This window comes from Vreelandella lionensis (genome assembly GCF_044543515.1).
In the GTDB taxonomy this organism is placed as follows: domain Bacteria; phylum Pseudomonadota; class Gammaproteobacteria; order Pseudomonadales; family Halomonadaceae; genus Vreelandella; species Vreelandella lionensis.
This window is the reverse complement of record NZ_JBITWC010000009.1, coordinates 26,152-50,835: the sequence shown is the minus strand read 5'-3', so window position 1 is coordinate 50,835 and position 24,684 is coordinate 26,152. Positions and strand designations below refer to the sequence as shown.

General features: G+C 57.6%; 21 protein-coding genes and 1 pseudogene. 7 read left to right on the top strand and 15 right to left on the bottom strand.

What is annotated here, in order from left to right; all coding sequences use genetic code 11:
• Positions 1–21: 21 nt before the first annotated feature.
• Complete coding sequence (locus tag ACIGG6_RS07340; protein WP_399843557.1) at positions 22–210, top strand: DUF3008 family protein; 189 nt, start codon at positions 22–24, stop codon at positions 208–210.
• Between the two features lie 57 nt (positions 211–267).
• On the opposite strand, the gene ACIGG6_RS07335 is transcribed toward ACIGG6_RS07340, so the two are convergent.
• Both ACIGG6_RS07335 and ACIGG6_RS07330 read right to left on the bottom strand, forming a co-directional pair.
• Positions 268–537 carry a hypothetical protein gene (locus ACIGG6_RS07335; RefSeq protein ID WP_399843556.1) on the bottom strand — a complete coding sequence of 90 codons (270 nt, stop codon included), beginning with the start codon at positions 535–537 and terminating at the stop codon, positions 268–270.
• Positions 538–641: 104 nt separating this feature from the next.
• A complete protein-coding gene (locus tag ACIGG6_RS07330) occupies positions 642–1,505 on the bottom strand; it encodes a cation diffusion facilitator family transporter (protein WP_399843554.1) in 864 nt (287 codons plus the stop codon).
• A gap of 120 nt (positions 1,506–1,625) precedes the next feature.
• On the opposite strand from ACIGG6_RS07330, the gene ACIGG6_RS07325 reads away from it, so the two are divergent.
• Together ACIGG6_RS07325 and ACIGG6_RS07320 are read left to right on the top strand one after the other, a co-directional pair.
• Positions 1,626–2,495 (top strand): LysR family transcriptional regulator, encoded by an 870-nt coding sequence (locus tag ACIGG6_RS07325; protein WP_399843553.1) that lies wholly within the window; start codon positions 1,626–1,628, stop codon positions 2,493–2,495.
• Between the two features lie 206 nt (positions 2,496–2,701).
• Positions 2,702–4,111, top strand: coding sequence for a PhoH family protein (locus tag ACIGG6_RS07320; RefSeq protein WP_399843551.1), 1,410 nt, complete (start codon positions 2,702–2,704; stop codon positions 4,109–4,111).
• 66 nt (positions 4,112–4,177) lie between these two features.
• On the opposite strand, the gene ACIGG6_RS07315 is transcribed toward ACIGG6_RS07320, so the two are convergent.
• From ACIGG6_RS07315 to ACIGG6_RS07290, 6 genes are all read right to left on the bottom strand, one after another.
• On the bottom strand, positions 4,178–5,173 hold the full coding sequence (locus ACIGG6_RS07315; protein WP_399843549.1) for a YihY/virulence factor BrkB family protein: 996 nt from the start codon (positions 5,171–5,173) through the stop codon (positions 4,178–4,180).
• Positions 5,174–5,839, bottom strand: coding sequence for an alpha/beta hydrolase (locus ACIGG6_RS07310; protein ID WP_172514775.1), 666 nt, complete (start codon positions 5,837–5,839; stop codon positions 5,174–5,176).
• Positions 5,840–5,911: 72 nt separating this feature from the next.
• Positions 5,912–7,681, bottom strand: coding sequence for an SLC13 family permease (locus ACIGG6_RS07305; RefSeq protein WP_399843546.1), 1,770 nt, complete (start codon positions 7,679–7,681; stop codon positions 5,912–5,914).
• 247 nt (positions 7,682–7,928) lie between these two features.
• Entirely contained in the window at positions 7,929–8,135 is a 207-nt protein-coding gene (locus tag ACIGG6_RS07300) for a cold-shock protein (protein ID WP_054641278.1), read from the bottom strand.
• 190 nt (positions 8,136–8,325) lie between these two features.
• On the bottom strand, positions 8,326–10,002 hold the full coding sequence (locus ACIGG6_RS07295; RefSeq protein WP_399843543.1) for a GMC family oxidoreductase: 1,677 nt from the start codon (positions 10,000–10,002) through the stop codon (positions 8,326–8,328).
• Positions 10,003–10,029: 27 nt separating this feature from the next.
• Positions 10,030–11,541, bottom strand: a complete 1,512-nt coding sequence (locus ACIGG6_RS07290; protein ID WP_399843541.1) for a CoA-acylating methylmalonate-semialdehyde dehydrogenase — start codon at positions 11,539–11,541, stop codon at positions 10,030–10,032.
• A 138-nt stretch (positions 11,542–11,679) separates the two neighbouring features.
• Between ACIGG6_RS07290 and ACIGG6_RS07285 the strand changes: the two genes are divergently transcribed.
• The 3 genes from ACIGG6_RS07285 to ACIGG6_RS07275 all read left to right on the top strand — a co-directional run bounded on the left by ACIGG6_RS07285 (position 11,680) and on the right by ACIGG6_RS07275 (position 14,900).
• Positions 11,680–12,588, top strand: coding sequence for a LysR family transcriptional regulator (locus ACIGG6_RS07285; RefSeq protein ID WP_399843539.1), 909 nt, complete (start codon positions 11,680–11,682; stop codon positions 12,586–12,588).
• Between the two features lie 73 nt (positions 12,589–12,661).
• A complete protein-coding gene (gene msrA, locus ACIGG6_RS07280) occupies positions 12,662–13,285 on the top strand; it encodes a peptide-methionine (S)-S-oxide reductase MsrA (protein WP_399843537.1) in 624 nt (207 codons plus the stop codon).
• Between the two features lie 232 nt (positions 13,286–13,517).
• Complete coding sequence (locus ACIGG6_RS07275) at positions 13,518–14,900, top strand: NAD-dependent succinate-semialdehyde dehydrogenase (RefSeq protein ID WP_399843534.1); 1,383 nt, start codon at positions 13,518–13,520, stop codon at positions 14,898–14,900.
• 104 nt (positions 14,901–15,004) lie between these two features.
• Here the strand turns inward: ACIGG6_RS07275 and ACIGG6_RS07270 are convergent, their stop codons facing one another.
• The 7 genes and pseudogenes from ACIGG6_RS07270 to ACIGG6_RS07240 all read right to left on the bottom strand — a co-directional run bounded on the left by ACIGG6_RS07270 (position 15,005) and on the right by ACIGG6_RS07240 (position 23,742).
• On the bottom strand, positions 15,005–15,484 hold the full coding sequence (locus ACIGG6_RS07270; protein WP_399843533.1) for a phosphatidylglycerophosphatase A: 480 nt from the start codon (positions 15,482–15,484) through the stop codon (positions 15,005–15,007).
• The gene (locus ACIGG6_RS07265) at positions 15,484–16,212 is read right to left on the bottom strand and encodes a tellurite resistance TerB family protein (protein ID WP_399843531.1); all 729 of its coding nucleotides are present in this window, start codon (positions 16,210–16,212) and stop codon (positions 15,484–15,486) included. The genes ACIGG6_RS07270 and ACIGG6_RS07265 overlap by 1 nt, the downstream gene beginning before the upstream one ends.
• Before the next feature lie 109 nt (positions 16,213–16,321).
• Complete coding sequence (locus ACIGG6_RS07260; RefSeq protein ID WP_399843529.1) at positions 16,322–19,387, bottom strand: AAA family ATPase; 3,066 nt, start codon at positions 19,385–19,387, stop codon at positions 16,322–16,324.
• Positions 19,384–20,532, bottom strand: a complete 1,149-nt coding sequence (locus tag ACIGG6_RS07255) for an exonuclease SbcCD subunit D (protein ID WP_399843527.1) — start codon at positions 20,530–20,532, stop codon at positions 19,384–19,386. The genes ACIGG6_RS07260 and ACIGG6_RS07255 overlap by 4 nt, the downstream gene beginning before the upstream one ends.
• Positions 20,533–20,593: 61 nt before the next feature.
• The gene (nadE, locus tag ACIGG6_RS07250) at positions 20,594–21,466 is read right to left on the bottom strand and encodes an ammonia-dependent NAD(+) synthetase (RefSeq protein WP_399843727.1); all 873 of its coding nucleotides are present in this window, start codon (positions 21,464–21,466) and stop codon (positions 20,594–20,596) included.
• Positions 21,467–21,511: 45 nt separating this feature from the next.
• Positions 21,512–21,915 (bottom strand): annotated as a pseudogene (locus tag ACIGG6_RS07245) (CinA family protein); the annotation flags it as partial.
• A gap of 183 nt (positions 21,916–22,098) precedes the next feature.
• Positions 22,099–23,742: an SLC13 family permease gene (locus ACIGG6_RS07240; RefSeq protein ID WP_399843724.1), complete on the bottom strand. Its 1,644-nt coding sequence runs from the start codon at positions 23,740–23,742 to the stop codon at positions 22,099–22,101.
• A gap of 244 nt (positions 23,743–23,986) precedes the next feature.
• Here ACIGG6_RS07240 and ACIGG6_RS07235 point away from each other — a divergent pair, with 244 nt between their 5' ends.
• Positions 23,987–24,601 carry a CDP-alcohol phosphatidyltransferase family protein gene (locus ACIGG6_RS07235; RefSeq protein ID WP_399843525.1) on the top strand — a complete coding sequence of 205 codons (615 nt, stop codon included), beginning with the start codon at positions 23,987–23,989 and terminating at the stop codon, positions 24,599–24,601.
• Positions 24,602–24,684: the final 83 nt, after the last annotated feature.

Genomic DNA, 24,684 nt, shown 5'->3' with positions numbered 1-24,684 from the left:
TCAACTGACAGGAGTCGTTAAATGAAAGCCACCTCTAAAGCACAGCAGAAAGCCGCCGGGGCTGCCCTCTCGGCTAAGAGCGGTGAGACCAAGCCAAGCGAGCTGTATGACGCTTCGAAAGAGATGTATGACTCGATGAGCGAAGAGGAGTTGGAAGAGATGGCGGGTACCCAGCGTAAGGGCAAACCGCAAAAGAAAGAGGACGACTGACCAATGCTGCGCCAGCGGGTTGCGCTGGCGCAGCTTGCGTGAGCCTATGTCAGCCAATTATTGGCAAGGCACCACGCGGCGCAGAGTATCTTTCGCCCACAGCGTTTGGCCATCTGGCGTGCGGCCATGTTCGTTCCAGCGCTCGGTGGTTTCCAGGCAGAACGAACCGGCGTTTTCGGTACGCGGGTCAGCGCTGACAGGGCGCTCTCCGCCGATCCGCATCACGTCAGGATTTTCAGTGGTATAGCTTGGGGCAATGGTAGAACTTGCGCAGCCAGCCACCAAAGCGGTGACCAGCAGCACGGGCAAACAGCGGCGCAATGGCATGTTTTTGCAACCCTCAAAAGTGCAGTGTTAAGCCGACACCAATTGTCGGTAGCGCTAAATATCACCACACCTTCGATAGCGTCAACATTTTTTCAATGCCAGTGTCACGTGACCAGCGTAATACTCGTCACCGGGCGGAGATTGCGCAGCTTACAGTGCTGTTCTACGCTCTCGACAATCTCTTCGGCGTCATCCATCTGCTGCTTATCCAGCTGAATATCGACCATTAAAAAACTGCCCACCTGCGCTAGGCGCACATCGTCATCGGCAATATCAAAATCCGCGACTTCCTGGACCACCTCCTGGCGGACGCTACCTACCGGTTCGCCAAACATCAGCTCACGCAGCGCCCCTTTTACCATGCGAATCGGCATGGGCAGGAAGTAACCGGCAATAATCAGGACCATCACCGGGTCGGCAAAACGCGCCAAGTGCGCCCATGGCGAGAGCGTGAGCCCCCAAGTGAGGGCAAAGCCCAGCATCACGGCGGCACTGAGCCAGGTATCCATCTGCCACTGGCGGAGCTCCGCCGCCAGTAGTGAAGATTGCGCGACCTTGGCGTACTGGTTTAACCACCACCAAGTCAGCAAACACACCGTCACGTTGACCACGCCAAACATCAGCGCCAAGTCCAGCGTGACCAAACGTCCACCCTGAGCCAGGCTCCAGAGCGCTGAGACCAGCGAAAACAGACACACTAGCGCAATCACCACGCCTTTGAGCAGCACGGCTAGCGGTTCTACCGTTAGCCGCCCAAAGGGGTAGTGATCATCCGCGGGTTTGCGGGCCTGTTGAAGTGCAAACAGCGACAGCGATGCCAGCACTAAACTTAATAGCGAATAGCCACTATCGAAGAGTATCGTAATTGAGCCACTGGCAAGGCCTAAGGCAAGCCCGGTAAAGGCAAATAGGCTGGCAGAAATGGCGGAAAATCTAAGCGCTCGGCGCTCGGCGACAAAGGGGGTCACGCGGGTTGCTCCAATAAGAGGATAGTAAACGCAGGCCATCATAGTGAGTACACTAGCGCTTCACCAATCGCTCAGCGCCAACTATATTGGCGCTCAAAGGGTTTTCATAAGGTGGTTCTCATGCGCGCAGAACAGGTGCAGGCGTTTATTGATGTCACAGAACACGGCTCGTTTGCCGCCGCCGCCCGGCATACCGGAATAAAGCGTAGTACGCTCAGTGCCTCCGTCAATGCGCTGGAAGATAGCCTGGGTGTGGCGCTGTTTGAGCGCTCGGGTAACAGCTTGCAGCTAACGGCGGTGGGGGAAAGCGTACTCCCCGACTGCTATCGACTGCTGACCAGCGCCAGCCGCATTAATAAACATTGCCAGCAGCACTTGCAGGGCGTTGAGAGCCAGCTCTGCATCGCTCGGGACGATGCCCTGCCCGAGGTGTTTTGGCGGCAGGTTATGCACGACTTAAAGCAGCGTTACCCGCTGACCGCCATTTCGGTGTACCTGCTGCCGCCTCAGGAGCACGCCCAGTTTGTGCTGCGTCAAACGGTGGATATTGCCTTTGGGCTCTATACTGCCGAAGGTGCCTCGGTGAACGCCAGCAACCTAGCGCCGGTAAGCATGAGCCTAGTGGCTGCTCCTGATCATCCGCTTAGCCGCCTGCCCAATGTCACTAAGGATGATCTGGCCCAATACACTCAGGTATGCCTGACCTTCGATCAGGGCGACAAACTCGTGAGCGAGGCGCTGTTCTCGACCAACTACTTGGGCCTAACCATGTTTGAGGTGATTCGTGATGCGGTGATTAACGGTACCGGCTGGGCGCTACTGCCTTACCCACTGGTCAAAGACGCCTTAACCAATCACACGCTGTGTGCGCTCAACCACGACCTGCTGCTGGAAAGCCACTACTACCGCTATGTCGAAGGTGAAAGCCTGGGCGTGGTCGCCACTGCATTACTCACAAACGTCACGCGCTTTTTAGGAACGACTCGCTAATAGGACTTACCCCCATAGCAACGTTGAAATTAAGGAGTGGCGAAAATCCCAAATGCATTCCACGCTGTTAGAAATTGCTAAACTAAAAAACGGAAGATAAGGAGAACTAAGGACACGCTAGAGAACCGACACAGGCAAGTGTCATCTAAGCGTAAAGTGCGTCTGCCAGTGTCGATGTTGCCGTCAACCAAGGAGTAGTTTCCGCGATGGTACGACTCGATAAGAAAGCGACTAGGCTGTATGTCCTAGACACGAATGTCCTGATCCACGACCCCACTGCGCTCTATCATTTTGATGAGCATGATGTGGTTATCCCTATGACCGTGCTTGAAGAGCTGGACAAGCACAAAAACGGCATCCGCGAAATCGCCCGTACGGCAAGGCAAATCAGCCGCACCCTTTCCGACCTGACCAATCAGGTTACCTTCGATGAAATCCAGAAAGGCATCCCCATTCCCCGCATCAGCGGAGAATCCGGCCGCCTACACTTTTTATGCTACAACGATTTAAAGCCTTTCGACTCGCTAGACGATAGTCCCGACAACCGAATCCTGGCAGAAACCTGCCGCCTGCGTGACGAACGTCCGGATGCCTCGGTCATCCTGATCACGAAAGACATTAATCTCCGGGTAAAAGCCGCCGCACTAAAAGTGCCGGTGGAAGACTACCTGAATGATCGCGCCTTCTCCGATAGCGATGCGATGATTGAAGGCGCCCAGGTGTACGCCTCGGCCGGGCAGGATGGCGCCTCACTATGGGAAGCGCTCAACGTTGAGGTTACCGTGGAGCGTGTTGGGCATCATACGTTTTACCAACTCAGCGGCAATATGCCCCGCCACTGGCATATCGGCATGTTGGTTTCTGATAGCGAGAATGGTGCTGAATTTGAGGCTATTGTGCGCGAGCTTTCGCCCTCCTCTGCCCGGCTTCAGCTGCTCACCAACTACCGTCACCATGCTGGTGTGTGGGGCGTCCACGCTCACGATAGCCGCCAGAACTTTACCCTCAACCTGTTGATGGACCCCGAGATTGACCTTGTCACCATTGCCGGTAACGCGGGTACTGGTAAAACCTTCATGACCCTTGCGGCAGCCTTCCAGCAGACCCTGGACGCCAAACGCTTTGAGCGTATTGTCTTCACCCGCGCGCCCATCCCCATGGGGGAGGATATTGGTTTCTTACCGGGTACCGAAGAGGAGAAGATGTCGCCGTGGATGGGGGCCTTCCACGACAATATGGATAACCTGCTGCGTAACGAAGAGGGGGAATCAAGCTGGGATAACGGTGCCACGCGGCAGCTGATTGGCTCACGTGTGCAAATTCGCTCACCGAGCTTTATGCGCGGGCGCACGCTAAACGACACCTTTTTGATCATCGACGAGGCGCAAAACTTCACCCCTAAACAGCTTAAATCGCTGGTCACCCGCGCCGGGCGTAACACCAAGATTGTCTGCTTGGGCAACGTCGGGCAGATCGACACACCCTACCTCACCGCCAACACCTGCGGCATGGCCGCCGTAGTAGAACGGTTTAGAGATTGGCCCCATGCTGGGCATATCACCTTGAAAAGCGTTGAACGCTCCCGTTTGGCACTGGCCGCCGAGGAGCTTTTGTAGCGCTCTATTCGCCTCTACCGTTAACCTTCACCGCCCAGCTCGCTGGGCGGTGGCACGATCGGTCTCTTAATCGCACGGTGGTCGCTTTCTTGCGGTATTGTCACTATTCCAAGGGTTTTCGACGCCAATGGTATCGGCAGCAAATGCCTCGCGCTCGCCTAGAGGACGCGCTTCACCCACGGTGGTGTCATGACAGGTTTGGCGTTCCATTTCACTATTAAGCTCCGCACCAAACAGCACGACAAATGCTGACAACCAAAACCACAGCATCAGCGCCACCACCGCGCCTAACGAGCCATACAGTTCGCTAAAGGTCGAAAAATAGCGCACGTAGAGCGACAGCCCCCCGGAGCCCAACAGCCACATCAGCGTCGCAAACAGCGTGCCGTAACTCAACCAGCGCCACTGCGGTGAGCGCCGATAGGGCGCAAAGCGATATAGCATGGCAATCAGTAAGCTCATTAGCACTAATAGTGCCGGCCAACGTAGCCACTGCAGCACTCTATCCAGCGGCGGATCAATCATTAGCCTATCCACCACAACAGGCACAACGGCAATAAAGCCGAGGGAAACAAGCGTCATCACAATGAGACCAAAGGTCAGCGAGACCAGCACCAACGCCCTATACAGCAGCGAACGCTTCTCCTGCTCGCCGTAAACGGCGTTTAAGCCAATCACCAACACCGACACCCCTTTCGAGGCGATAAACATGGCAATCAATAACCCTGCCAAGGCGGTCATCACGTTGCCAGACTCGGTGCTCTCCACCACCTCTTGCGCCTGCTGATCAATCAGGTTGGCAGCATCAGGGGGCATAAAGCGACTAATCGTATAGAGCTGCCGCCCGGCCTCCACTGGATCAAACAGCAGCCCCCACACCGAAATCACCGCCGCGATGGTCGGAAACAGCGCCAGCAGTGCATAGAAAGCGACGCCAGCTGCAAACATAGTGATTCTATCCCGGCGGGCCGCGCGCACCACTCGCCATGCAATATCATGCCAGCCCCGCTGAGGGATATCGCTGGGCACATCGGCAGCACGGCCTCGGCGATGGCTATCCATTTAGCCTAACCGCTCGCCCAGCCACTTGCCGATATCGTTGACCTGCTGTGGGCATAGCGCATGGGCCATCGGGTACTGGCGATAGTTGACGTTGTAACCCATGGCTTTTAAACGCTCTACACCGCTACGGCCCAAGGTTTCAGGCACGATGGGGTCGAAGTTACCGTGATGAACTTCAATCGGCACCTGACGGTTAGCCTCGGCAGGCTCGATGCTATCGGCAGTAGCAAAGTAGGTCGACATCGCCAGCAGCCCGCCTAGCGGCTGCGGGAACGAGAGCGCAGCCTGATACGCCACCGCGCCGCCTTGGGAGAAGCCCGCCACGATGATCCGCTGGCTATCGATACCCTGATCGATCTGCTCTTGAATCAGCGCCTGAATACGCTCGGCGGATTTTTTCAGCTGAACTTCATCAACCCGGCGGCCCAAATCCATCGCCAGAATGTCGTACCAGGCGGGCATTACCATGCCGCCGTTAATGGTGACCGGCAGGCGCGGAGCATGGGGCATAATAAAACGCACGTTGGCGCTTTCTGGCAGCGCTAAGGCGGGCACTAGGGGTTCAAAATCATGCCCATCGGCACCTAGGCCATGAATAATAAACACACACGCATCGGCGGGTTGACCATTTTTTGGCTCAATAATCAGTTCGCCTGGGGCTGTCATGGGTTATTTCCTTACTGATATTAAAAGCGTCACCCTAGCGTAAAGCAGCGCGGGGAGCGAGACATTAACCGCTTAAAACGGCCACACCAATGGAATCAGCGTGACCGCAATCACACCGGTCAGTACATTTAAACCACCACCAACACGTAAAAAATCACTGACTCGATAGCCACCAGGACCATGCACCATCAAGTTGGTTTGGTAGCCGATCGGGGTCAGAAAACTGGCCGAGGCGGCAAACATCACGGCCACCACAAACGGCATAGGACTCACGCCGAGACTTTCTGCAGCCGCCATGACCACCGGAAAAATAATCACCGCCGCGGCGTTGTTGGTCACTAGCTCCGTGAGGAGCGCCACCACGCAGTAGGTACCCACCAGCAGCAACCACGGGCTGCCCACCACCCACGACAGCACGCTGCCTGCCATGGCATCCGCTGCACCTGACGACTGTAACGCTGCCCCCACTCCGAACGAGGCGGCAATGGTTAATAACACCTGAGTATCTAAGCCCCGCTTAGCCGCGCCCACTGTGCAGCAGCCGGTCAGCAGCGCCATCGCCGCCCCCAGCATAGCGGCATTAAGCATGCTCAGGACGCCAAACGCAGCCAGCAGCACCGCGCCTAGCAAAATCCCCCAGGCCAGCGGGGCCTTCTCATGAATGGGCCGCGCCGAGCCGTTTAGCTCGCTGATCAGTAAGAAATCTTTCGACTGCCGATGGCGCTCGATAAACGGCGGGCGTGCCTCTAACAGCAATACATCGGCTGGCTGCAAGCGCACTTGGCCTAGGTTCCCCGTCACGCGCTCGCCGCCGCGGCAAATCGCTAGCACAGCAGCGCCGTATAGCGTTCTAAATCGACCGTCACGAATCCGCTGACCAATAAACTGGCACTGATTGGAGACCACCGCCTCGACCAAACGGCGCTCTTTGAACTCTTTTTCTAGGCTAGAAGCGCCATCCCGAGAAGGGATCAGCCCACGGATCTGCTGAAGCTCTACAGCGGCATCCGAGGTGCCCACAAACACCAAACGATCCCCGCCTTTGAGCTGCTCCCCTGGCCCAACTACGCTGACCACGTTACCGGCGCGCTCGATCTCGACAAGGAACAGCTCCTGCAAATGGCGCAGCCCCGCCTCTTCGACCGTCCGGTCAACCAGTACCCCTGCCGGGTCTACTTCCATTTCAATAGTGAACTCGCGAGGGTTAGCAAAGGCTTTAGCCGTGCCGCCACGGGCGGGTAATAAACGTGGGGCAAAGAAAATAAGATAAGCCAAGCCCGCTACCGCGACCGGAATGCCTACCCACGCCAAGTCGAAAAGCCCCATGGCCAAATCAGGGTAGCGCTCGATCAGTAGCCCATGCACTACCAAGTTAGTGCTGGTACCAAATAGCGTGATAGTACCGCCTAAAATAGAGGCAAAGCTCAGCGGCATGAGCAAGCGCTGTGGGGAAAGCCGCACACGGCGGCTCCAGCTCATGACGGCGGGAATATAGGTCGCCACCACCGGGGTGTTATTGAGAAAACCGCTGAGCGATGCCACGGGTAGCAATAGACGTGTTAGCGCGCCGCGCTCGCTGGTTGGCCGCCCCAGCACGTAGCGAATAATAAGATCGATACCGCCCGTTTCACGAATACTGGCCACCAGCACGTACATAAACGCCACAGTAAACAGGCCACTATTAGAGAATCCACCCAACGCCTGCTGTGGGTCAATCACGCCAAGCGTCATCAGCACCACCACCGCGCCCATTAAAATGATATCTGGCCCTAGGCGTGACAACGACATCAACGGGAAGATAGTCAGCACGACTCCTACTGCAATCCAAGCATCCAGCGACATAACCACACATCCTTTCTCAAGCCCACTCAACTGACATAACCGAACAATATGAAGGGCATTGTGCCGCCTAGCAGATATTCTAAAAAGTTATTTTTAGAAACACAGTAAGAAGAAAATAGAATATAGGCGTGGGCCGTGGGCCGTGGGCCGTGGGGCAGATAATAATCCACAAACAAAAAACCCCGCTCAAGGCGGGGTTTTTCTAGCTCACTAACATCAGGTGTTAGCGGCGAACATCAAGCTGGAATTAACCCAGAACTTTGATGTTGGAAGCCTGAAGGCCTTTTTTACCCTGAGTGACGTCGAAGGAAACCTTCTGGCCGTCTTGCAGAGTTTTGAAGCCGTCAGCTTGAATTTCGGAGAAGTGCGCGAACAGGTCGTCGCCATTGTCGTCCGGAGAAATGAAGCCGAAGCCTTTAGTGTCGTTAAACCACTTAACGGTACCAGTTGCCATGATCGAAATCCTCGATAAAGCTTAATGTAGAGCCGGGTAATACCCGAGTTGCAGTGGGTAGAACAAGAAACTTTCACCAGACTCAACGCTAGAGCGTTTCGATACTGCTGACAACGTTCGACTTGCTAACCAACTGCATTCAGCATGCGCTTAACCAAGCCGCACGTCAACACTATGATGAAAAAAAATGTCAATGCAATGAATTTTCTTTAAAAATCCATCCAGCGGCTTTTTCAGCGATCATTAACGTGGGCGAATTGGTGTTTCCACTGGTAATGGTAGGCATTACGCCCGCGTCCGCGACCCGTAATCCCACCACCCCACGCACCCGCAATTTTTCATCGACTACCGCCATTGGGTCATCACGTTTCCCCATTCGCGTGGTGCCGACCGGGTGAAAAATCGTCGTGCCAATATCTCCCGCTAGCCGCGTTAGCTCGTCATCGGTTTGATACTCAACGCCCGGTTTTACCTCTTCAGGCGAATATTTAGCAAAGGCAGGCTGTTCGGCGATACGTCGAGTCACCCGCAGCGAATCAGCCGCCACCTTGCGATCCTCCGGCGTGCTGAGATAGTTCGGCGAAATCGCCGGTGCCTGACGCGGGTCGGCGCTTTTCAAACGCACCGTTCCTCGGCTGGTAGGATTCAAGTTGCATACGCTCGCGGTAATGGCCGGATACGGATGCAGCGGCTGCCCAAAGGCCTCTAAGCTGAGCGGCTGCACGTGATACTGAATATTGGGATACGGCTGATCGTCAGAACTGCGGGTAAACGCACCAAGCTGCGAAGGCGCCATGCTCATCGGCCCGGTGCGCTTGGTCACATACTCCCAGCCAATCCCCGCCTTGCCCCACAGCGTACTGGCAATAGCATTGAGCGTTTTGGCATTACTGACACGATACACCGAGCGAATCTGGAGATGATCTTGCAGATTTTCACCTACCCCAGGCAGGTCGTGCACCACTTCAATGCCGTGCTCACGCAAATGCTCAGCAGGCCCAATACCCGACAGCTGTAAAAGGTGGGGCGAGCCAATGGCCCCTGCACACAGCACTACCTCTTTTCGCGCCTGCACGCGCTGGGTTTTGCCGCTGCGCACCACCTCTACCCCATTGCAACGAAGCGTTTGTGTATGATCGAAGCAGAGCCGATTCACCTGGGTCGAGTGCCAAAGCGTCAGGTTGTCGCGCTTTAGCGCGCTGCGCAAAAACGCCTTAGCGGTATTCCAGCGCCAGCCGTCACGTTGGTTCACCTCAAAATAGGCAACCCCTTCATTACTCCCCCGGTTGAAGTCGTCGGTGCGGGGGATGCCCGCCTGCACCGCCGCTTCGGCAAAGTCATCCAGCACCTCCCATTTCAGGCGCTGCTTCTCGACCCGCCACTCGCCGCCATGGCCATGAAAAGCACGGTGAGCCTCATCACCGTCGCTGCCTTCATCTAGCCGGTAGTGGTTTTCGTGTTTGATAAAGTCGGGCAGGCAGTTCTCCCAGCGCCACTCGTCGCTGCCAGTGACCTCTGCCCAGTGGTCGTAATCCCGGGCCTGACCGCGCATGTAGATCATGCCGTTGATGCTAGAACAGCCTCCCAGGGTTTTCCCCCGAGGGTAGATCAGCGAGCGGCCATTGAGCCCTTTGTCCGGCTCGGTGCGAAACAGCCAGTCGGTGCGCGGGTTATTAATGCAATAAAGGTAGCCCACAGGAATATGAATCCAGTGGTAGTTATCCCGACCGCCCGCCTCAATCAGCAGCACCCGATTATTGGGGTCGGCGCTCAGCCGATTGGCCATCAGGCACCCTGCGGTGCCTGCGCCAATCACGATGTAATCAAATGCTTCTGCGGTGGGATGAGTGGTTGTATTTGTTGGCATGGGCTTGGCTCCCGTAACGGTCAGGCGCTACTTCGCCGTCGGCATCACAAACTCTGCACCCGCGTCGATGGAGTCCGACCAGCGCTGCATGATCGACTTCTGTTTGGTGTAGAAGCGCACACCCTCTTCGCCATACGCGTGAGTATCGCCAAACAGCGAGCGTTTCCAGCCGCCAAAGCCGTGCCACGCCATGGGCACCGGAATCGGTACGTTGATGCCAACCATGCCCACCTGAATACGGCGGCCAAATTCACGGGCGACGCTGCCGCTTTCGGTAAAGCAGCTCACGCCGTTGCCAAACTCATGGTCGTTGATCAGTTGAATGGCGGTCGCCACATCCGGCACGCGCACGCATACCAGCACCGGGCCAAAGATCTCCTCTTTATAGATAGTCATCTCCGGCGTGACGTGGTCGAACAGCGTGCCGCCCATCCAGAAGCCGTCAGCACAGCTCTCGCCCGCTTGAGTGCTATCAAACTCGCGCCCATCGACAATAAGCTGAGCGCCTTCTGCCACGCCCTTTTCGATGTAGCCGGTGATCCGCTGATGCGCTTGGCGGGTCACGATGGGCCCCATTTCTGCATCCAGCTGCATGCCATCTTTGACTTTCAGCGCCTTGGCCCGCTCGGTGAGCATCGGCACGACTTTATCGGCCACATCGCCGACCAGCACGGCCACGCTAATCGCCATGCAGCGCTCGCCCGCACTGCCGTAGGCTGCGCCAATTAACGCATCCACTGCTTTATCCAGATAGGCGTCTGGTATCACGACCATATGGTTTTTCGCCCCGCCCAGTGCCTGCACGCGTTTGCCGTGCTTAGCCCCGCGCTCGTAAATCAGGTTGGCAATCGGCGTGGAGCCGACGAACGACAGCGCTTTAACGTGAGGGTGGTCGATCAGCGCTTCAACGGAGTCTTTATCGCCCTGCACCACGTTGAACACGCCATCGGGCAGGCCTGCCTGCGTTAGCAGATCCGCGATCATCAGCGAGGCGCTAGGGTCCAGCGGGCTGGGCTTGAGAATGAAAGTATTACCGGCGGCAATGGCGATGGGGAACATCCACATCGGCACCATCGCCGGAAAGTTAAACGGCGTAATACCAGCGACCACGCCCAGCGGCTGGCGCACGGTCCAGTTATCGATGCCGGTGCTAACCTGCTCGGTGTAATCACCCTTTAATAGCTGGGGAATACCGCAGGCAAACTCGACAATATCAATACCCCGTGCCACTTCGCCCTGGGCATCGGTAAATACCTTGCCGTGCTCTTTGGTGATTGCTTCGGCCAGGGCATCTTTATTGGCGTTCAGCAGCTCCAGGAATTTAAACATTACCCGAGCGCGGCGAATAGGCGGCGTATCGGCCCAGGCTGGAAATGCCGCCTGGGCGGCTTGCACGGCGGTGTCCACATCAGCGGCCGAAGCCAGGGCAACGCGGCCAGTGACCTGCCCAGTGGCAGGGTTGAAGACATCCTGGGCGCTGCCGGAGGCGCCTTCGCTGCGTTGGCCGTTAATAAAATGATGGATGGCGTTGGTTGTCATTGTCGCTACCTTTATAACAAAAGCTTAAGTGATCGGAGGATGATCACTAGACTACCCCGCCTAACAGGCCAAGCAATTGAGTAATTTTTAACCCAGATATAAGCTTTGCTAATAACATAACAATGAAGGTTCACCACTATGCAGGAGTACGCCACGCTGCGGGCCTTTGTGGCCGTTGCCCACACCGGCAGCGTCTCAAAGGCGGCCGAGCAGCTCCATCTGACCCAGCCCGCGGTTAGCCTAAAGTTGAAGCAGCTACAGCTGCATCTGGGCCTAACGCTGTTTACCCGCCGCCCACAAGGGTTAACGCTGACTGCCGATGGTTACGCCTTGCTACCGGCCGCTGAAAATGCCCTGGCCAGCGCGCTGGCCTTTGAGCAGAGCGCCAGCGCGTTACACAGCACGCTGCGGGGCAAGCTGCGCATTGGGACCATTGTTGACCCGGAATTTATTCGCTTGGGCGATTTTCTCAGCCGCTTGATGGCCCGTGCGCCACAGCTGGAAACCGAGCTGCACCACGGCATGAGCGGCAGCGTATTGGGCAACGTGGAGCAAGGGGAGTTGGATGTGGGCTTTTTTCTCGCCCCGCCCGGCGAAGGCACCGGCGATAGCGCCCTGGCGTGGCGGGAGTTAACCCACTTCCACTACCACGTGGTGGCACCGCCGGGTTGGGAAGCCAAACTTGCCGACACCCGCTGGGAGGCGCTTGCGCAACTGCCCTGGATTGTGACCCCCACTGTGTCAGCGCACTCCCGGCTACTCAAGCGAGCGCTAGCTGATAGCGGCGCGACCCCGAACCGTGTTGCACAGGTCGACCAAGAGGCGTGTATGCTGGATTTAGTACGTGCAGGCGTGGGCCTGAGCCTAACGCGAGACGCGCTAGCCATGGCCGAACGCCAAGAGAGCGGCTTGGCGGTGGCAGACAACGTTCGCCTGCCCTGCGCATTAAGCCTGATCTGGCGCAGCGACCGCGCCACCGAGCCCACGATTAAAGCCGCACTAGACACCCTCGATACGGTGTGGCCGCATCGTCTAAGGTCGCTGTAAGGAAGCGGAACCTCTCGACACTAATGGACTCAATAACGAGCTTTGACTCGCCACCTCCACCGGAGTGTTTGCAATGATCCGATTTCCCCATATTCGCCCCTTAACCCTGTGCGTGATGGCCGCTGCCGGTTTTGCGAGCGCATCACTCCAAGCGCAGTCCAATGCAGAAGCCACCTTTGCCGGCGGCTGCTTCTGGTGTATGGAGCCTCCTTACGATAAACAGGTGGGCGTGAGTGCCACTATCTCAGGCTACATGGGCGGCGAGCTTGAAAACCCCACTTACGAGCAAATCTCCCGGGGCGGCACTGGCCATATTGAAGTCGTACAAATCGAGTATGACGACAGCCAGATTAGCTATGAACAGCTGTTGGAGATTTTCTGGCGCAACATAGACCCCTTCGCCGTTAACCGTCAGTTTTGCGATAGTGGTGACCAGTACCGCTCGGCCATCTTCTACAGCAACGATGAAGAGCGGGAATTAGCGGAAGCCTCAAAAGCTGAGATGGAAGCCAGATTTGATCAAGAGATCACGACCGACATCCTGCCCGCCAGCGAGTTTTGGACCGCAGAGGAGTACCACCAGGATTACTATGAAAAAAATCCGCTGCGCTACAAATTCTACCGCCTAAGCTGCGGTCGGGATGATCGTCTGGAAGAGGTATGGGGCGAAGAAGCGGGCGGTCCTACTTTCGAGTAATCTCACCCCGTTAGCCTCAAAACGCCAAGGCGGTTGATTCGCCTTGGCGTTTTTTTATGGAACGATTTCCAATGCGCCCTGCCCCATCAGAAGCTTTATGTAATGGCGAATCATTCATTTGGGCAAAACGCCATTTATCTACTAAGGTAGAAAGTCAGCATTAATAGACCAGTCGGCTAAAGGACTGCTCTATCTGATTAAACGCCCCGTTGATCTAAAGATAGGAGATCTTATGAGCAACAGCATTACGACAGTGAACCCGACCACCGGCGAAACGCTTGAGACCTATGCGCTGATGGATGAAAGCCAGGCCAAGCAGGTAGTCGAGGCCAGTCATGAGGCGTTTCTGGATTGGCGGCTCAAACCGCTCGAGCACCGCGCCAAGGTGGTGAAAGCCATTGGCGAAGCAATGAACGCGCATAAAGAAGAGCTTGCCGACCTAATGGTTAAAGAGATGGGTAAGCTGCCCTCGCAAGCGCGCCAGGAAGTGGATCTTTGCGTCGGTATTTGTGATTACACCGCCGAACATGGCCCCACCAAGCTGGCCGATGAAGAGCGTAAACCCGGTAACGGCGAGCGCGGTATTGTTACCTATTCCCCCATGGGCGTGATTTACGGCATTCAGCCGTGGAACTTTCCTGCTTACCAAGTGGTGCGCTACTCCATCGCCAATATCATGGCGGGTAATAGCGTACTGCTAAAACACGCTGAAAACGTAACGGGCAGCGGCCTGCTGCTGGAAAAAATCTACCGCGAAGCGGGCCTGCCGGAAAACGTTTTCCGTACGCTCGTCATTTCTCATGATGTCTCCGACACTGTTATCGCCCATAAAGCCGTGCGTGGCGTGACCTTGACAGGCAGCGACGGCGCTGGCCGCAAAGTGGCTGCTAAAGCCGCCGAGCATCTGAAAAAGACCGTACTGGAGCTGGGCTCCAACGATGCCTACTTGGTGCTGGACGATGCCGACCTGGACGTGGCGGTGAATACCTGCGTCACTGGCCGCGTCTTTAACGGCGGCCAAACCTGCGTGGCGGCAAAACGTTTCGTGGTCACCGAGAAAAACTACGAAGCGTTCAAAGAGCGCTACGTGGCGCGCATGAAGGACTTGAAAGCGGGCGACCCGACCAAAGAAGATAGTGACCTAGGCCCGATGGCCCGTGTCGATCTTCGCGACGGCCTTCACGAGCAGGTGGAAGAGAGCGTGCGTAAAGGCGCGAAAATCCTCTGCGGCGGTGAGAAACCGGAAGGTAAAGGGGCGTTCTACCCGGTCACCGTGCTGGATAATGTCACCCCCGGACAGCCCGCCTACGACGACGAGCTGTTTGGCCCGGTTGCCGCGTTGATTCGCGCCAAAGATGATGAAGACGCCATGCGCATCGCCAACGACAGCCGTTATGGCCTGGGCGGCGGCATCATCTCCAAAGATGTGAAGCGCGCCACCGAGCTTGCCAGCAAGTATTTCGATACCGGCATGGTGTTTATCAACGGCTTTGGTGTGGCAACGCCTGAAATGCCGTTTGGCGGCGTGAAGGACTCAGGCTATGGCCGTGAGCACGGCGGCTTTGGCATGCACGAGTTCGTCAACGCGAAATCGGTGATTGTGGTGCAAAGCTAACATCACCAAGCCCATCGGCTCACGATGGGCTAATCCATAAAAATGCCGCAGTGTCGTTTCACGACCTGCGGCGTTTTTATGAGTGGCGCATTTTAAAAGTGGCGTTAGGCGAGTTTTTGCTGCCGACGCTGCCATAGCGTCACCAACAGTGCCACCACCAGCCAACTTACCAGCGCGGCAATCACGTCATCCAACACAATGCCCAACCCGCCGTTAACGTATTCCGCTAAATGAATAGGTGGCGGTTTCAAGCCATCGAAGAAGCGGTAGACGCCAAACGCCAAGGCCAGTACCAGCGGATGGCGAGCGGCTGTTAGCCCCAGCACTACCAGCGGGAAGGCGACGTACTCATCGGCGACAATGCTACCGTGATCCAAACCATCGTAGTGCCACGCCGCGATATGACACACCGGCACCGCGGCCACCAGCATCAGCGCGATGATGGCAGCCTGCTGCCCGGTCGGGCGACCCAAGAGCCACCACGCCAACGGCAAGCCAATCAATGAACCAAAGGTGCCTGGCGCAACGGGCGCTAGCCCTAGCCCAAAGCCGGTCGCTAGCCAAAAATTAATCGTATCGAACATTAGCCAGCCTGCTGTGCCTGACGTTCAAGCTCTGCCGCCATCTCTGGCGTTAGGTTTAGCGCGCTGGCGAGTTGATCCAACCATGCCCGCTCCATGGGGTTTTGGTCGTCAATCACTGCCACGCTGATCAGGTACATCTCGCGGGCCGCCTGGGGGGAATCCGCCTCACGGGCGAGTGCCTGGGCATCCAGCGGTGCTTTTAACTGCTGTTCCACCCAGCGGTGCATCTCCTGATCCGCGCCTAGGGCATCAATCTGATCGGTGATTAGCGCCTGCTCCTGCTCATCGATATGACCATCCGCACGGGCGGCCATGATCATTGCCTGCAACAGCTCCAGGCTGCGGCGCTCTTGATACTCACCGCTCAGCACCTCGACGCGCTCGCCTTCTGATGAGGATTGGGTCGCCGCTCCTTTCTTTTCCTGAGAGCTTTGCCACGCTTTCCACGCCAGCATGCCCACACCCGCAATCGCGCCATATTTCAACGCTTTACCGCCCATGCTGCGGCCACGTTTGGAACCCACCAGCATGCCCATGGCACCGCCGCCCAGCAGGCTTTTCACATCAAAACCGCTGGAACCGCTGCTTTGACGCGTGCCTTGGCTGCTGTTACCGCCTAAATGGCGGGAGAGCTCATCAATCACGCCTTTGACATCCATGCCGCCGCTGCTGCCTTTGCTACCACTGGCCTGGCTCATCAGCTGCTGTAGAATTTTGCTTGCGTTCATCCTTGCACTCCTCAATAAACATTCATTCGACGGGTCGAACGCGGGTCGTTTAACCCTTGTTATAACGCATGCTACATGAATGCAGCATGAATTAACCCCGCGCTAGCGCTTAGCTCAGCGCCCCTTTCACCGCGACCGAACTGCCATGACGGCTAGCGCTCACCTCAATACGAACCGGCATCTGCTCTTTGAGTTCGCTGACGTGGGAAATAATCCCAATCATGCGGCCGCTCATTTGCAACTCGCTCAGCATGGCAATGGCTTGATCCAAGGCGTCTTGGTCCAGGCTGCCAAAGCCTTCATCAATAAATAGCGTATTGAGCTGAATACCACCCGCGTAGGCCTGCACCACATCAGAAAGTCCCAGCGCCAGCGACAGCGCCGCCATAAACGACTCCCCTCCAGAGAGCGTGGCCACCGGGCGATTTTTGCCTGTGTAAGTATCAGCCACGTCTAGCTCTAAGCCAGACGCTTTATTGCCTTTAGAGGGGTCTTCCCGGCGCACCAACTGGTAGCGCCCACGGCTCATGCGCACCAAACGTTCAGACGCTTGAATCAACACATCATCCAGCAGCACGCCCAGTACAAAGCGCTGCAGGCTGATGCGGTGGCCGGTGCGGCCGTTGGCGACATCGCTCAGCGTGCCCCACAGCTGGTATTGGGCTTCCAGCTCCGCCTGGGAGGCGTGGGCAGCCGCCAGCTTTTGGTGAATGTTTTGCAACGTGGTTAATCGCCCATCCAGTTGCCGCCAGGTCTCTAGCTGGCTGTTTTCTTGAGCCTGTGCACTTTCAGCCTGGGCAGTCAGTGCGGCGAGATCCGGCGGCGTTTTTTCCGCCAGCTGGGTTTGGTAATTCTCTAGCGCGCCCTCAAGCTCGGCCAAGCGGCGTTGATACGCCTCCACCCGATGCGTCAGCTCTTGCCGCTGGGCATCATTCAGTTGGGCGGCCTGATATTCCGCCTCATCACCAAAGGGGCTAGCCTGCAGCGCGGCCTGCCACTCGGCGCGAGCCTGCTGAAGCGACTGCTCGCTACGCTCGACCCGCTCGTTCGCCCCGCGTAACTGCTCTTCTGCCCGCGCCAGTTGGGTCTGGCTAGTCGAAAGCGCTTGCTGGGCGCTCTCCCAGGCCTTTTCAAGCTGGGCGATGTGCTGCTCCAGCTCAGCCAGGGTTTGGCGCATTGCCTCAGGATAACGGGCATCTTCCGGCAGCGACTGGCTCAACTGATCACGCTGGCTCTCTAGGCGTAACGCGCTCTCTTTCGCCTTTTCCACCTCAGGACGCTGGGCTTTGAGCTGCTTATCCAGCGTGCCCCACTCACGTCGCAGCGACTCCCGGGCAGCGGTTTGCTGGCGAATCTCAACCTCAACCTGCTCCCGGCGCTGTACCTGATGGCGCAGGTTTTCATAGGCCTGTTGTAATGCAAGCAGCGGCTGGCTAGCCCACTCCCCCAACTGCTGGGTAAGCCGCTGAGCCTGCTCGGTGTGGCTGTCGATGTGTTGAGTGAGCTGATGGTGGTGACGCTCTGCACGTTGCAGTGCCTGGCGCGCCTGTTCTTGCACCGTTCTAGCGTCTTCCACCTGAGCCTGGGTGACCAACTCGGCGCGATTTATCGCTGGGGCGGGATGCTCCAGGCTTCCACATACCGGGCAGGGGGCATCCTGCTCAAGGGTCAGCGCTAACAGCGCGGCCTGGCCCTGGTGCCAACGCATCTCCTGCTCAGTGGCGTAGCGTTCGGCACGCTCGGTCTCGCCTTGCTGGTGGCTGAGCGCGTTTTTAGCCTGCTGCTGTTGCGTGATCAACGCCTGGCGCTGCTGGGTGAGTTCATCCAGCTCTTGGCGCAGGGCTAGCAGGTGGTGATGGCGGCTTAGCTCAGCGGGGGCGCTCGCCAGTTGCTGAAACTCACTCTGCAAGCGTTCCAGGTGAACGCCAATGGCTTCGCCCTGCTGGCGAATGCCATCTAGCTGCTGCTCATCGCGCTTAAGCGCCTCATCGGCTTGTTGCCAGGCAGTCTGAGACGTTTGAAAGTGCCGCTGCAGCTCACTGAGCTGCTGGCTCTTTTGGATAAACTCTCCCAGTTGACGGTGCCGCTCCCTAAGTTCAGGAAGCTCTGCCTGACGTTGGCGCGCCGATTCTAACGCCTGCTGCGCCTGTTCAGCGCTAGTGCGCTGCGTCGTTAACGCCGCGTGCGCCTGGTGTTGTTCCGCCTGAGCGGTGGCCAACGCCTGCTGCGCTTGGTCTAAAGTGGCTTTTTGGGGGCGCAGCGCTTGGGCATGGGCGCTTTGCGCTAACCGTAACTGGCTGTTTTCGACCTCGCCGCGCTGCTCAAGATGGCGAGCTTTATCGGCAGCCAGTGCGTCACGGGCCTCAAATTGGCGCTGCAGCGCCAGGGCTTCATCGCGCTGCTGTTCCGCGCGGCGGCGTTGCTGCTGCGCCGTTTCAAAGCGCTCACGCGACTGGCCCACCTGAGGGGTGAGCGACTCCAGCTCTTGCGCCAACGCGGCTTCGCTCTCAAGCTCCCCCCCGGCAAGAATGCCATTGATATGCTGGCGATGATCGCTCACCGCCCGCTCGATTTGATTGGCCTGAGTGCGCAGGCGCTCTTCGATACGCTGGAACACCTGGGTTTGGAACAGCTGGGAGAAAATGACTTCGCGCTCTTTGGAGCCTGCCAGCAGCAGTTCGCGGAACTTACCCTGGGGGAGCACCATCACCTGACGAAACTGATTGGCGTCTAGGCCTATTAGCGCTTGCAGCTCGGCCGTGGCGTCGGTGACCTTTCGCGCCACTAGGCACTCGTCCTCCTCGCCTTCTGGAGTGAGTCGCCACAGCTGGGCTTCTGCAGTTTGTGTCGTTGTGCCTTCGCCGCTGGCTTTGGGACGCTCCTGCAGAGGCACTCGGCGCACCCGATACATGGCATCACGCAGGCGAAACGTCAGGCTGACTTCGGTGAGCAGAGAAGCATCCGCCTGATCGCAGCGCATTTGAACGGCGTCCCGCTCGTTGCCGGTGGTCTGGCCGTACAAGGCAAAACAAATCGCATCGAGGATTGAGCTTTTGCCCGCGCCGGTGGGGCCGTTAATCAGAAACAGCGGACTTCTGCCCAGCGCGGTGAAGTCGATAGTTTCGCTACCGGCAAAGGGGCCAAAGGCCTGCATGGTCAGCGTTAATGGCGTCATGCCTGGCCCTCCTGCTCGCGACTAAGGGTGGTGATCAACTCGCTCATGGCACGGGCCTGCGCGTCGCTCATTGGCTCGCCGCTGGTTTGAGCGAAAAAGTCGCTGAACATATCCAGCGCGCTGAACGCAAGCCGCTCGCGGTCTAGCTGCTGGCGGCCTTTTGCTTCCAGCATGCCGGGCTTTTCCAGGTGCAGCACGTTGGGGTAGATCTCCCGCAGTTTGCCCATGGGGTCGAGAATAGCGTGGCGGTCGGTGAGGCGCACCAGCAGATAGTCATCGGCGTGGGGGTCAGCGGCCCCTTGGGCCAGCAGCTGAGCCAGCTCACCTTCTAGCACGCGCACGTCCCGACGGGGCAGCAGCGGATGGTGGGCTATTTGGGTGACGCCTTCGCTGCCCACCTCAACAAGGGTGACGCCTTTGCGCTGGGTGGCTTCGGAAAAGCTGTACTTCAGCAGCGAGCCGCTATAGCGAATATGCTCGCCACCGCGAATTTGGGGGCCGTGAAGATGGCCCAGCGCCACGTAGTCGAAACCCTGCATGGGATCCCACGCCACGCTTTCCGCTCCGCCCAGGGTGAGCGGGCGTTCGGAGTCGCTGGCGGTTCCGCCATCCACAAAACAGTGGCTCATCAGTAGCGTCGGGCGGCCCGGCTGGCGCTGTGCCTCAATGCGCTCCAGCAGGTAGCGGTGGGCGCTGTCGAAGTCGCGCACGTCTTCGCCAAACTCGCTGCGTACGTACTCCGGGTCGGCGTAGGGGATGCCGAAGATATCCACCGTGTCATCGCCAATCGTGAGCGTGACCGGCTGGTCGCAGGTGGCTAGGTCGGTGAGAATATGCAGCCCCGCTTGGCACAGGTGGCGTGCGCCAAACCCCAGCCGCTCGGCACCGTCGTGATTACCGGAAATCATCACGACCGGCAGGCCACGCTTCTCGCACAGCTCGCCCAAGGTCTCATCCAACAGCGTGACCGCCGCTGCCGGAGGCACCGAGCGGTCGTAAATATCGCCCGCCACCAGCACGGCATCCACCTGCTCGCGGTCGATGATCTCCAGCAACTGCTGCAACACATGGCGCTGGTCTTCCAGCAGGGAAAGGTTGTGAAACAGCCGCCCTAAATGCCAATCGGCGGTATGAAGTAATCGCATGACAGGCTCGATACAGAAAAATTAGCTGCATCATAACAACCTGACACCGCGACGCTAGCGTTTAAGGGGTGATAGGCAGCTGACGCTTATGCGCCGAGCGCTGGTAGGTTTGAATAATGGTGGCACGGGCGCCCTCGCTGATCTGCTCGCCGGTCAGAAAGGCATCGATATCCGCATAGCTAAACCCCAGCGCTTCTTCGTCGGCGGGCTGTGGTTTGAGAGTTTCCAGGTCGGCGGTGGGCTGTTTTTCCACCAGCGCTTCCGGCGCGCCCAGCACAGCGCCGAGCTGCCGCACCTGGGCTTTGGTCAACCCGGTGAGCGGCGCAATATCGCAGGCACCGTCGCCATACTTGGTAAAAAAGCCCATTAACGCTTCGGCCGCTTGGTCGGTGCCTACCACTAACCCTGCGTTAGCCCCTGCTACAGCGTACTGGGCCACCATCCGCTGGCGCGCTTTAATATTGCCCAGCACGAAATCCCGCTGATGGGCGTCAGTAAAGCCCAGCCCACCGGCTTCAAGCGAGGCCAACAGCGCATCGCTGGCCGCTTGGATGTTGACCGTCAGTACGTTATCCGGCTGGATAAACGCCAGCGCCTGGTGGGCGTCTTCTTCATCCTGCTGGGTGTCGTAGGGCAAGCGCATGGCGTAGAAGTGCGCCTCGACTCCCTCTTGGCGGGCTTTTTCTACCGCTAGCTGCGCCAGCCGCCCGGCAACGGTGGAATCGACACCGCCGCTAATGCCCAGCACCAGGCTCTTCTGCCCAGTGCTCACTAGCTGGCGATATAAAAATGCCACTCGACGCTCTACTTCCTGCTGTGGGTCAAGGGTGGGCGATACCTGCAGCGCTGTCTGGATATGGGCCTGATTGGCTTGATGTGCGATGGCACTCACCTGCCCCTCTACCACGGCGGCGTGGTGCTCCAGCAGGCGCATCAGCGCATAGTGGGCGGCGGCCAAACGCACCTCGTTGCGGTCACCGGAAAAGCGCCGCGTCTCGGATATCAGGTAGTACTGCTGCTCGTGGCGAAACGCCCAGGCAAAACATACCGTGCCTACCGGAATGCCATCGTGGGGCTCTGGCCCGGCAATGCCAGTATTGGCCAGGGCCACGTTGGCATCGTTGTTGGTCAGCGCCCCCAGCGCCATCTCCTTGGAGGTGGCTTCGCTGGTTAATCCGCGGCGATCCACCGTATGCTCGCTCACCGAAAGGAGCGCTGCTTCGCGTTAGGGGAGTACACGGCCAGGCCGCAATCTATTGATTGGCCGCTGCCGGGAACCCGCGCCAGTTCCGACACGATCAGCCCAGCCGTGCAGGACTCGGCGGTGGCGAGTTTTAAAGCGTGCTTTTGCAGATAGTCGCGGACATTTTCGAGCAGTTCCATTGCCGGTCTCCTTTGGGGTTGTGTCTGCGTGTTGAAGTCCCTCAAGCCACTATAGGTAATCCCTGCCGTTTGTCGAAAGGTCGCCAACCCGCCCCAGCACGCCGTTTCGCGCTGTAAGCCGCATACAAAAAGCCCCCATCGCAGGACGGGGGCTTAATGCTAACCACGTAAATTTAATCTAGGTTAGTCCCTAAACGCGTCCGGGTAAGTGGTGAGATCAACGCCCCAAAGCACCGGTAACAGAAAGTAGACCGCCGCCACAATCAGGAACATCGCAATGATGTTTAGCCAAAAGCCGTTACGCACCATCTCGATGATTTTGATTTTGCCGGTGGCGAAGATAATCGCGTTGGGCGGCGTGCCCACTGGCAGCATAAAGGCGCAGTTAGCCGCCATGGCCGCTGGCACCATCAGTACGAACGGGTGAATATTCAGCGCCAGCGCCAGCGACGCCAATACCGGCAGGATCATGGTGGCCGTGGCTGTATTGGAGGTGATTTCGGTTAAGAACAGCACCATGCCGGTCGCCAGCAGAATCACCAGCAGGAAGTTGACGCCTTCCAGCACGCTCATTTGGCCGCCAATCCAGGAAGCTAGGCCCGACGAGCCAAAGCCCGCCGCAATCGCCAAGCCGCCGCCGAACAGCAGCAAGATGCCCCACGGTACGTCTTTGGCCACATCCCACCCCAGCAGGCAGCCGCCTTTGTTGGGAGAAGGAATGAGAAACAGCGCCACGGCGGCGGTAATCGCAATCATGGTGTCGTTAATGCCGGGGATCGTCAGGATCTGCCCCTGCCATAGGAACGAGCGGGTAATCCAGAAAAACGCGGCGAACAGGAACACACCGAGTACCGCCTTCTCTTCGAAGGAGATCTTCCCCAGCGCTTCTTTTTCTTTGCGGATCAGCGCACGGCCGCCCGGCAGCTTGGCGAGTTTAATCGGATAAATAAAGCGTGTGAGCATCACCCAGCCGATTACCAGCAGCGAGACAACCACCGGGAAAGCAAACATCATCCAGCTAGCGAAAGAGATCTCAATCCCAAACAGCTCGTTCACAATCGCAGCCAGGATAATGTTCGGCGGCGTGCCAATGAGCGTGCCCAAACCGCCAATGGTGCCCCCGTAGCCCACGCCAAAAATCAGCGACTTACTGAACTTATCAATCTCGTCGCTGTGATCTCCTTCGGTTTTGTTCAGCTCCTGGGTCACCTGGTAGACAATGGCGGTGCCAATGGGCAGCATCATCATGACGGCAGCGGTATTGGATACCCACATGGACAAGAAGCCCGTGGCCGCCATAAAGCCAAACACGATGCTGTTAATGCTGGTGCCTAGCAAGGAGATAATCGACAGCGCGATGCGCTTGTGCAGATCCCACTTCTCCATTGCCAAGGCGATCATAAAGCCGCCCAGGAACAGGAAAATAATCGGGTTACCGTACGCCGCCGTTACAGCGCCACTCTCCAACGCTCCGGTAATCGGTAACAGGATAATCGGCAGCAGTGACGTCACCGGGATAGGAATGGCCTCGGTAATCCACCACACCGCCACCCATAAAGTAGTTGCCAGCACCATGCGCCCTTCGAAGCTCAAGTCGGCGGGATGGAAAAACATCACGACCAATGCAAACAGCAAAGGGCCCAGCACCAAGCCGATTTTCTGTGCCGTACTATACGCGGGCGGACGGGGCGAATGGCCGCCGCTGCCCTGGGTCTTATGGGAGTCACTTCGGGATGAGGAGCCACCAGCACTTGAGGTCGGCAACGCACACATCAGGAGATTTTTAACTTGGTCGTGGGAGTGCCAAAGCTGATCCCACAGCGTCATCGTGGCAGTTCTGCGCATTATGGAAGTACCGCTCGCAGTCAGGGTGAACGAAAGGGCTCAGGACTTAGCTGTCCCTATGGCATTTTTTGCCAGCGCCGCTGGCTTTTAGGGTGCCCTTTATTCACTGCAATAGGCCATTAGTCCAGTAAATTGGCGGCAATTACAACCAAAGTCTAACCACTTTAGTCGAAATAATTAGTAGCCACTAACATTAAACCGAACCACCTTTTACGGAGATATCATTGTGTTAGACCGCTTTACCATGCCGCTGACCCAGCGACCGCTTCGCTATCTGGCTCACGCCTTGCACCATCGAACAATCACCCCAGATCAAGTCACTCTAGCGGCCTTTATCGTTGGCATCTGCGCCCTACCGCTGCTGGCGTTCGAACAGTATGGGTTGGCGTTGGCCGCGGTCGTATTCAATCGCTTGGGAGACGGGGTCGACGGTGCCTTGGCACGCCTGAGCGGCCAGCAAAGCGACGCGGGAGGCTTTCTGGATATTGGGTTCGACTTTGTCTTTTATGCGGCAGTGGTGCTCGGTTTTGCACTCGCGAACCCGATGCACAATGCCCTACCCGCCGCGCTGCTGCTGTTTGCGTTTATTGGCACCGGCACGTCGTTTTTGGCCTTTGCCATTGCCGCCAAAGCCCGCCAAGTAGAGCGCCCTAACTTTCCTCAAAAAGCTTTTTACTACTTAGAGGGTTTAACCGAAGGCACCGAGACCGTTGCCGCGCTGGTACTGTTCTGCCTGTTTCCGGAGGCGTTCCCACTGCTGGCCAGCCTGTTTGCCGCCGCGTGCCTGATCACCACCGCCACACGGCTATGGGGCGGCTACTGGACTCTGCGCCAGCGCTAACATTTTTTAGAACGTCGCCTGCGGTTCTGCAGCCTCTGCGTTTGCAGCTGTAATGTGCGATAACGAACCGACAATCTGAGTCA

Excerpts from the sequence above, each read along its gene's own strand:
- ACIGG6_RS07310 (WP_172514775.1), bottom strand. The coding sequence starts at position 5,839 with ATGACAGCCCCAGGCGAACTGATTATTGAGCCAAAAAATGGTCAACCC.
- ACIGG6_RS07265 (WP_399843531.1), bottom strand. The coding sequence starts at position 16,212 with ATGAACGCAAGCAAAATTCTACAGCAGCTGATGAGCCAGGCCAGTGGT.
- ACIGG6_RS07315 (WP_399843549.1), bottom strand. The coding sequence starts at position 5,173 with ATGGATAGCCATCGCCGAGGCCGTGCTGCCGATGTGCCCAGCGATATC.
- ACIGG6_RS07295 (WP_399843543.1), bottom strand. The coding sequence starts at position 10,002 with ATGCCAACAAATACAACCACTCATCCCACCGCAGAAGCATTTGATTAC.
- ACIGG6_RS07340 (WP_399843557.1), top strand. The coding sequence starts at position 22 with ATGAAAGCCACCTCTAAAGCACAGCAGAAAGCCGCCGGGGCTGCCCTC.
- ACIGG6_RS07305 (WP_399843546.1), bottom strand. The coding sequence starts at position 7,681 with ATGTCGCTGGATGCTTGGATTGCAGTAGGAGTCGTGCTGACTATCTTC.
- ACIGG6_RS07335 (WP_399843556.1), bottom strand. The coding sequence starts at position 537 with ATGCCATTGCGCCGCTGTTTGCCCGTGCTGCTGGTCACCGCTTTGGTG.
- ACIGG6_RS07270 (WP_399843533.1), bottom strand. The coding sequence starts at position 15,484 with ATGTTCGATACGATTAATTTTTGGCTAGCGACCGGCTTTGGGCTAGGG.
- ACIGG6_RS07275 (WP_399843534.1), top strand. The coding sequence starts at position 13,518 with ATGAGCAACAGCATTACGACAGTGAACCCGACCACCGGCGAAACGCTT.
- ACIGG6_RS07260 (WP_399843529.1), bottom strand. The coding sequence starts at position 19,387 with ATGACGCCATTAACGCTGACCATGCAGGCCTTTGGCCCCTTTGCCGGT.
- ACIGG6_RS07285 (WP_399843539.1), top strand. The coding sequence starts at position 11,680 with ATGCAGGAGTACGCCACGCTGCGGGCCTTTGTGGCCGTTGCCCACACC.
- nadE (WP_399843727.1), bottom strand. The coding sequence starts at position 21,466 with ATGCGCCTGCTGGAGCACCACGCCGCCGTGGTAGAGGGGCAGGTGAGT.
- ACIGG6_RS07325 (WP_399843553.1), top strand. The coding sequence starts at position 1,626 with ATGCGCGCAGAACAGGTGCAGGCGTTTATTGATGTCACAGAACACGGC.
- ACIGG6_RS07290 (WP_399843541.1), bottom strand. The coding sequence starts at position 11,541 with ATGACAACCAACGCCATCCATCATTTTATTAACGGCCAACGCAGCGAA.
- ACIGG6_RS07300 (WP_054641278.1), bottom strand. The coding sequence starts at position 8,135 with ATGGCAACTGGTACCGTTAAGTGGTTTAACGACACTAAAGGCTTCGGC.
- ACIGG6_RS07320 (WP_399843551.1), top strand. The coding sequence starts at position 2,702 with ATGGTACGACTCGATAAGAAAGCGACTAGGCTGTATGTCCTAGACACG.
- ACIGG6_RS07240 (WP_399843724.1), bottom strand. The coding sequence starts at position 23,742 with ATGACGCTGTGGGATCAGCTTTGGCACTCCCACGACCAAGTTAAAAAT.
- ACIGG6_RS07255 (WP_399843527.1), bottom strand. The coding sequence starts at position 20,532 with ATGCGATTACTTCATACCGCCGATTGGCATTTAGGGCGGCTGTTTCAC.
- msrA (WP_399843537.1), top strand. The coding sequence starts at position 12,662 with ATGATCCGATTTCCCCATATTCGCCCCTTAACCCTGTGCGTGATGGCC.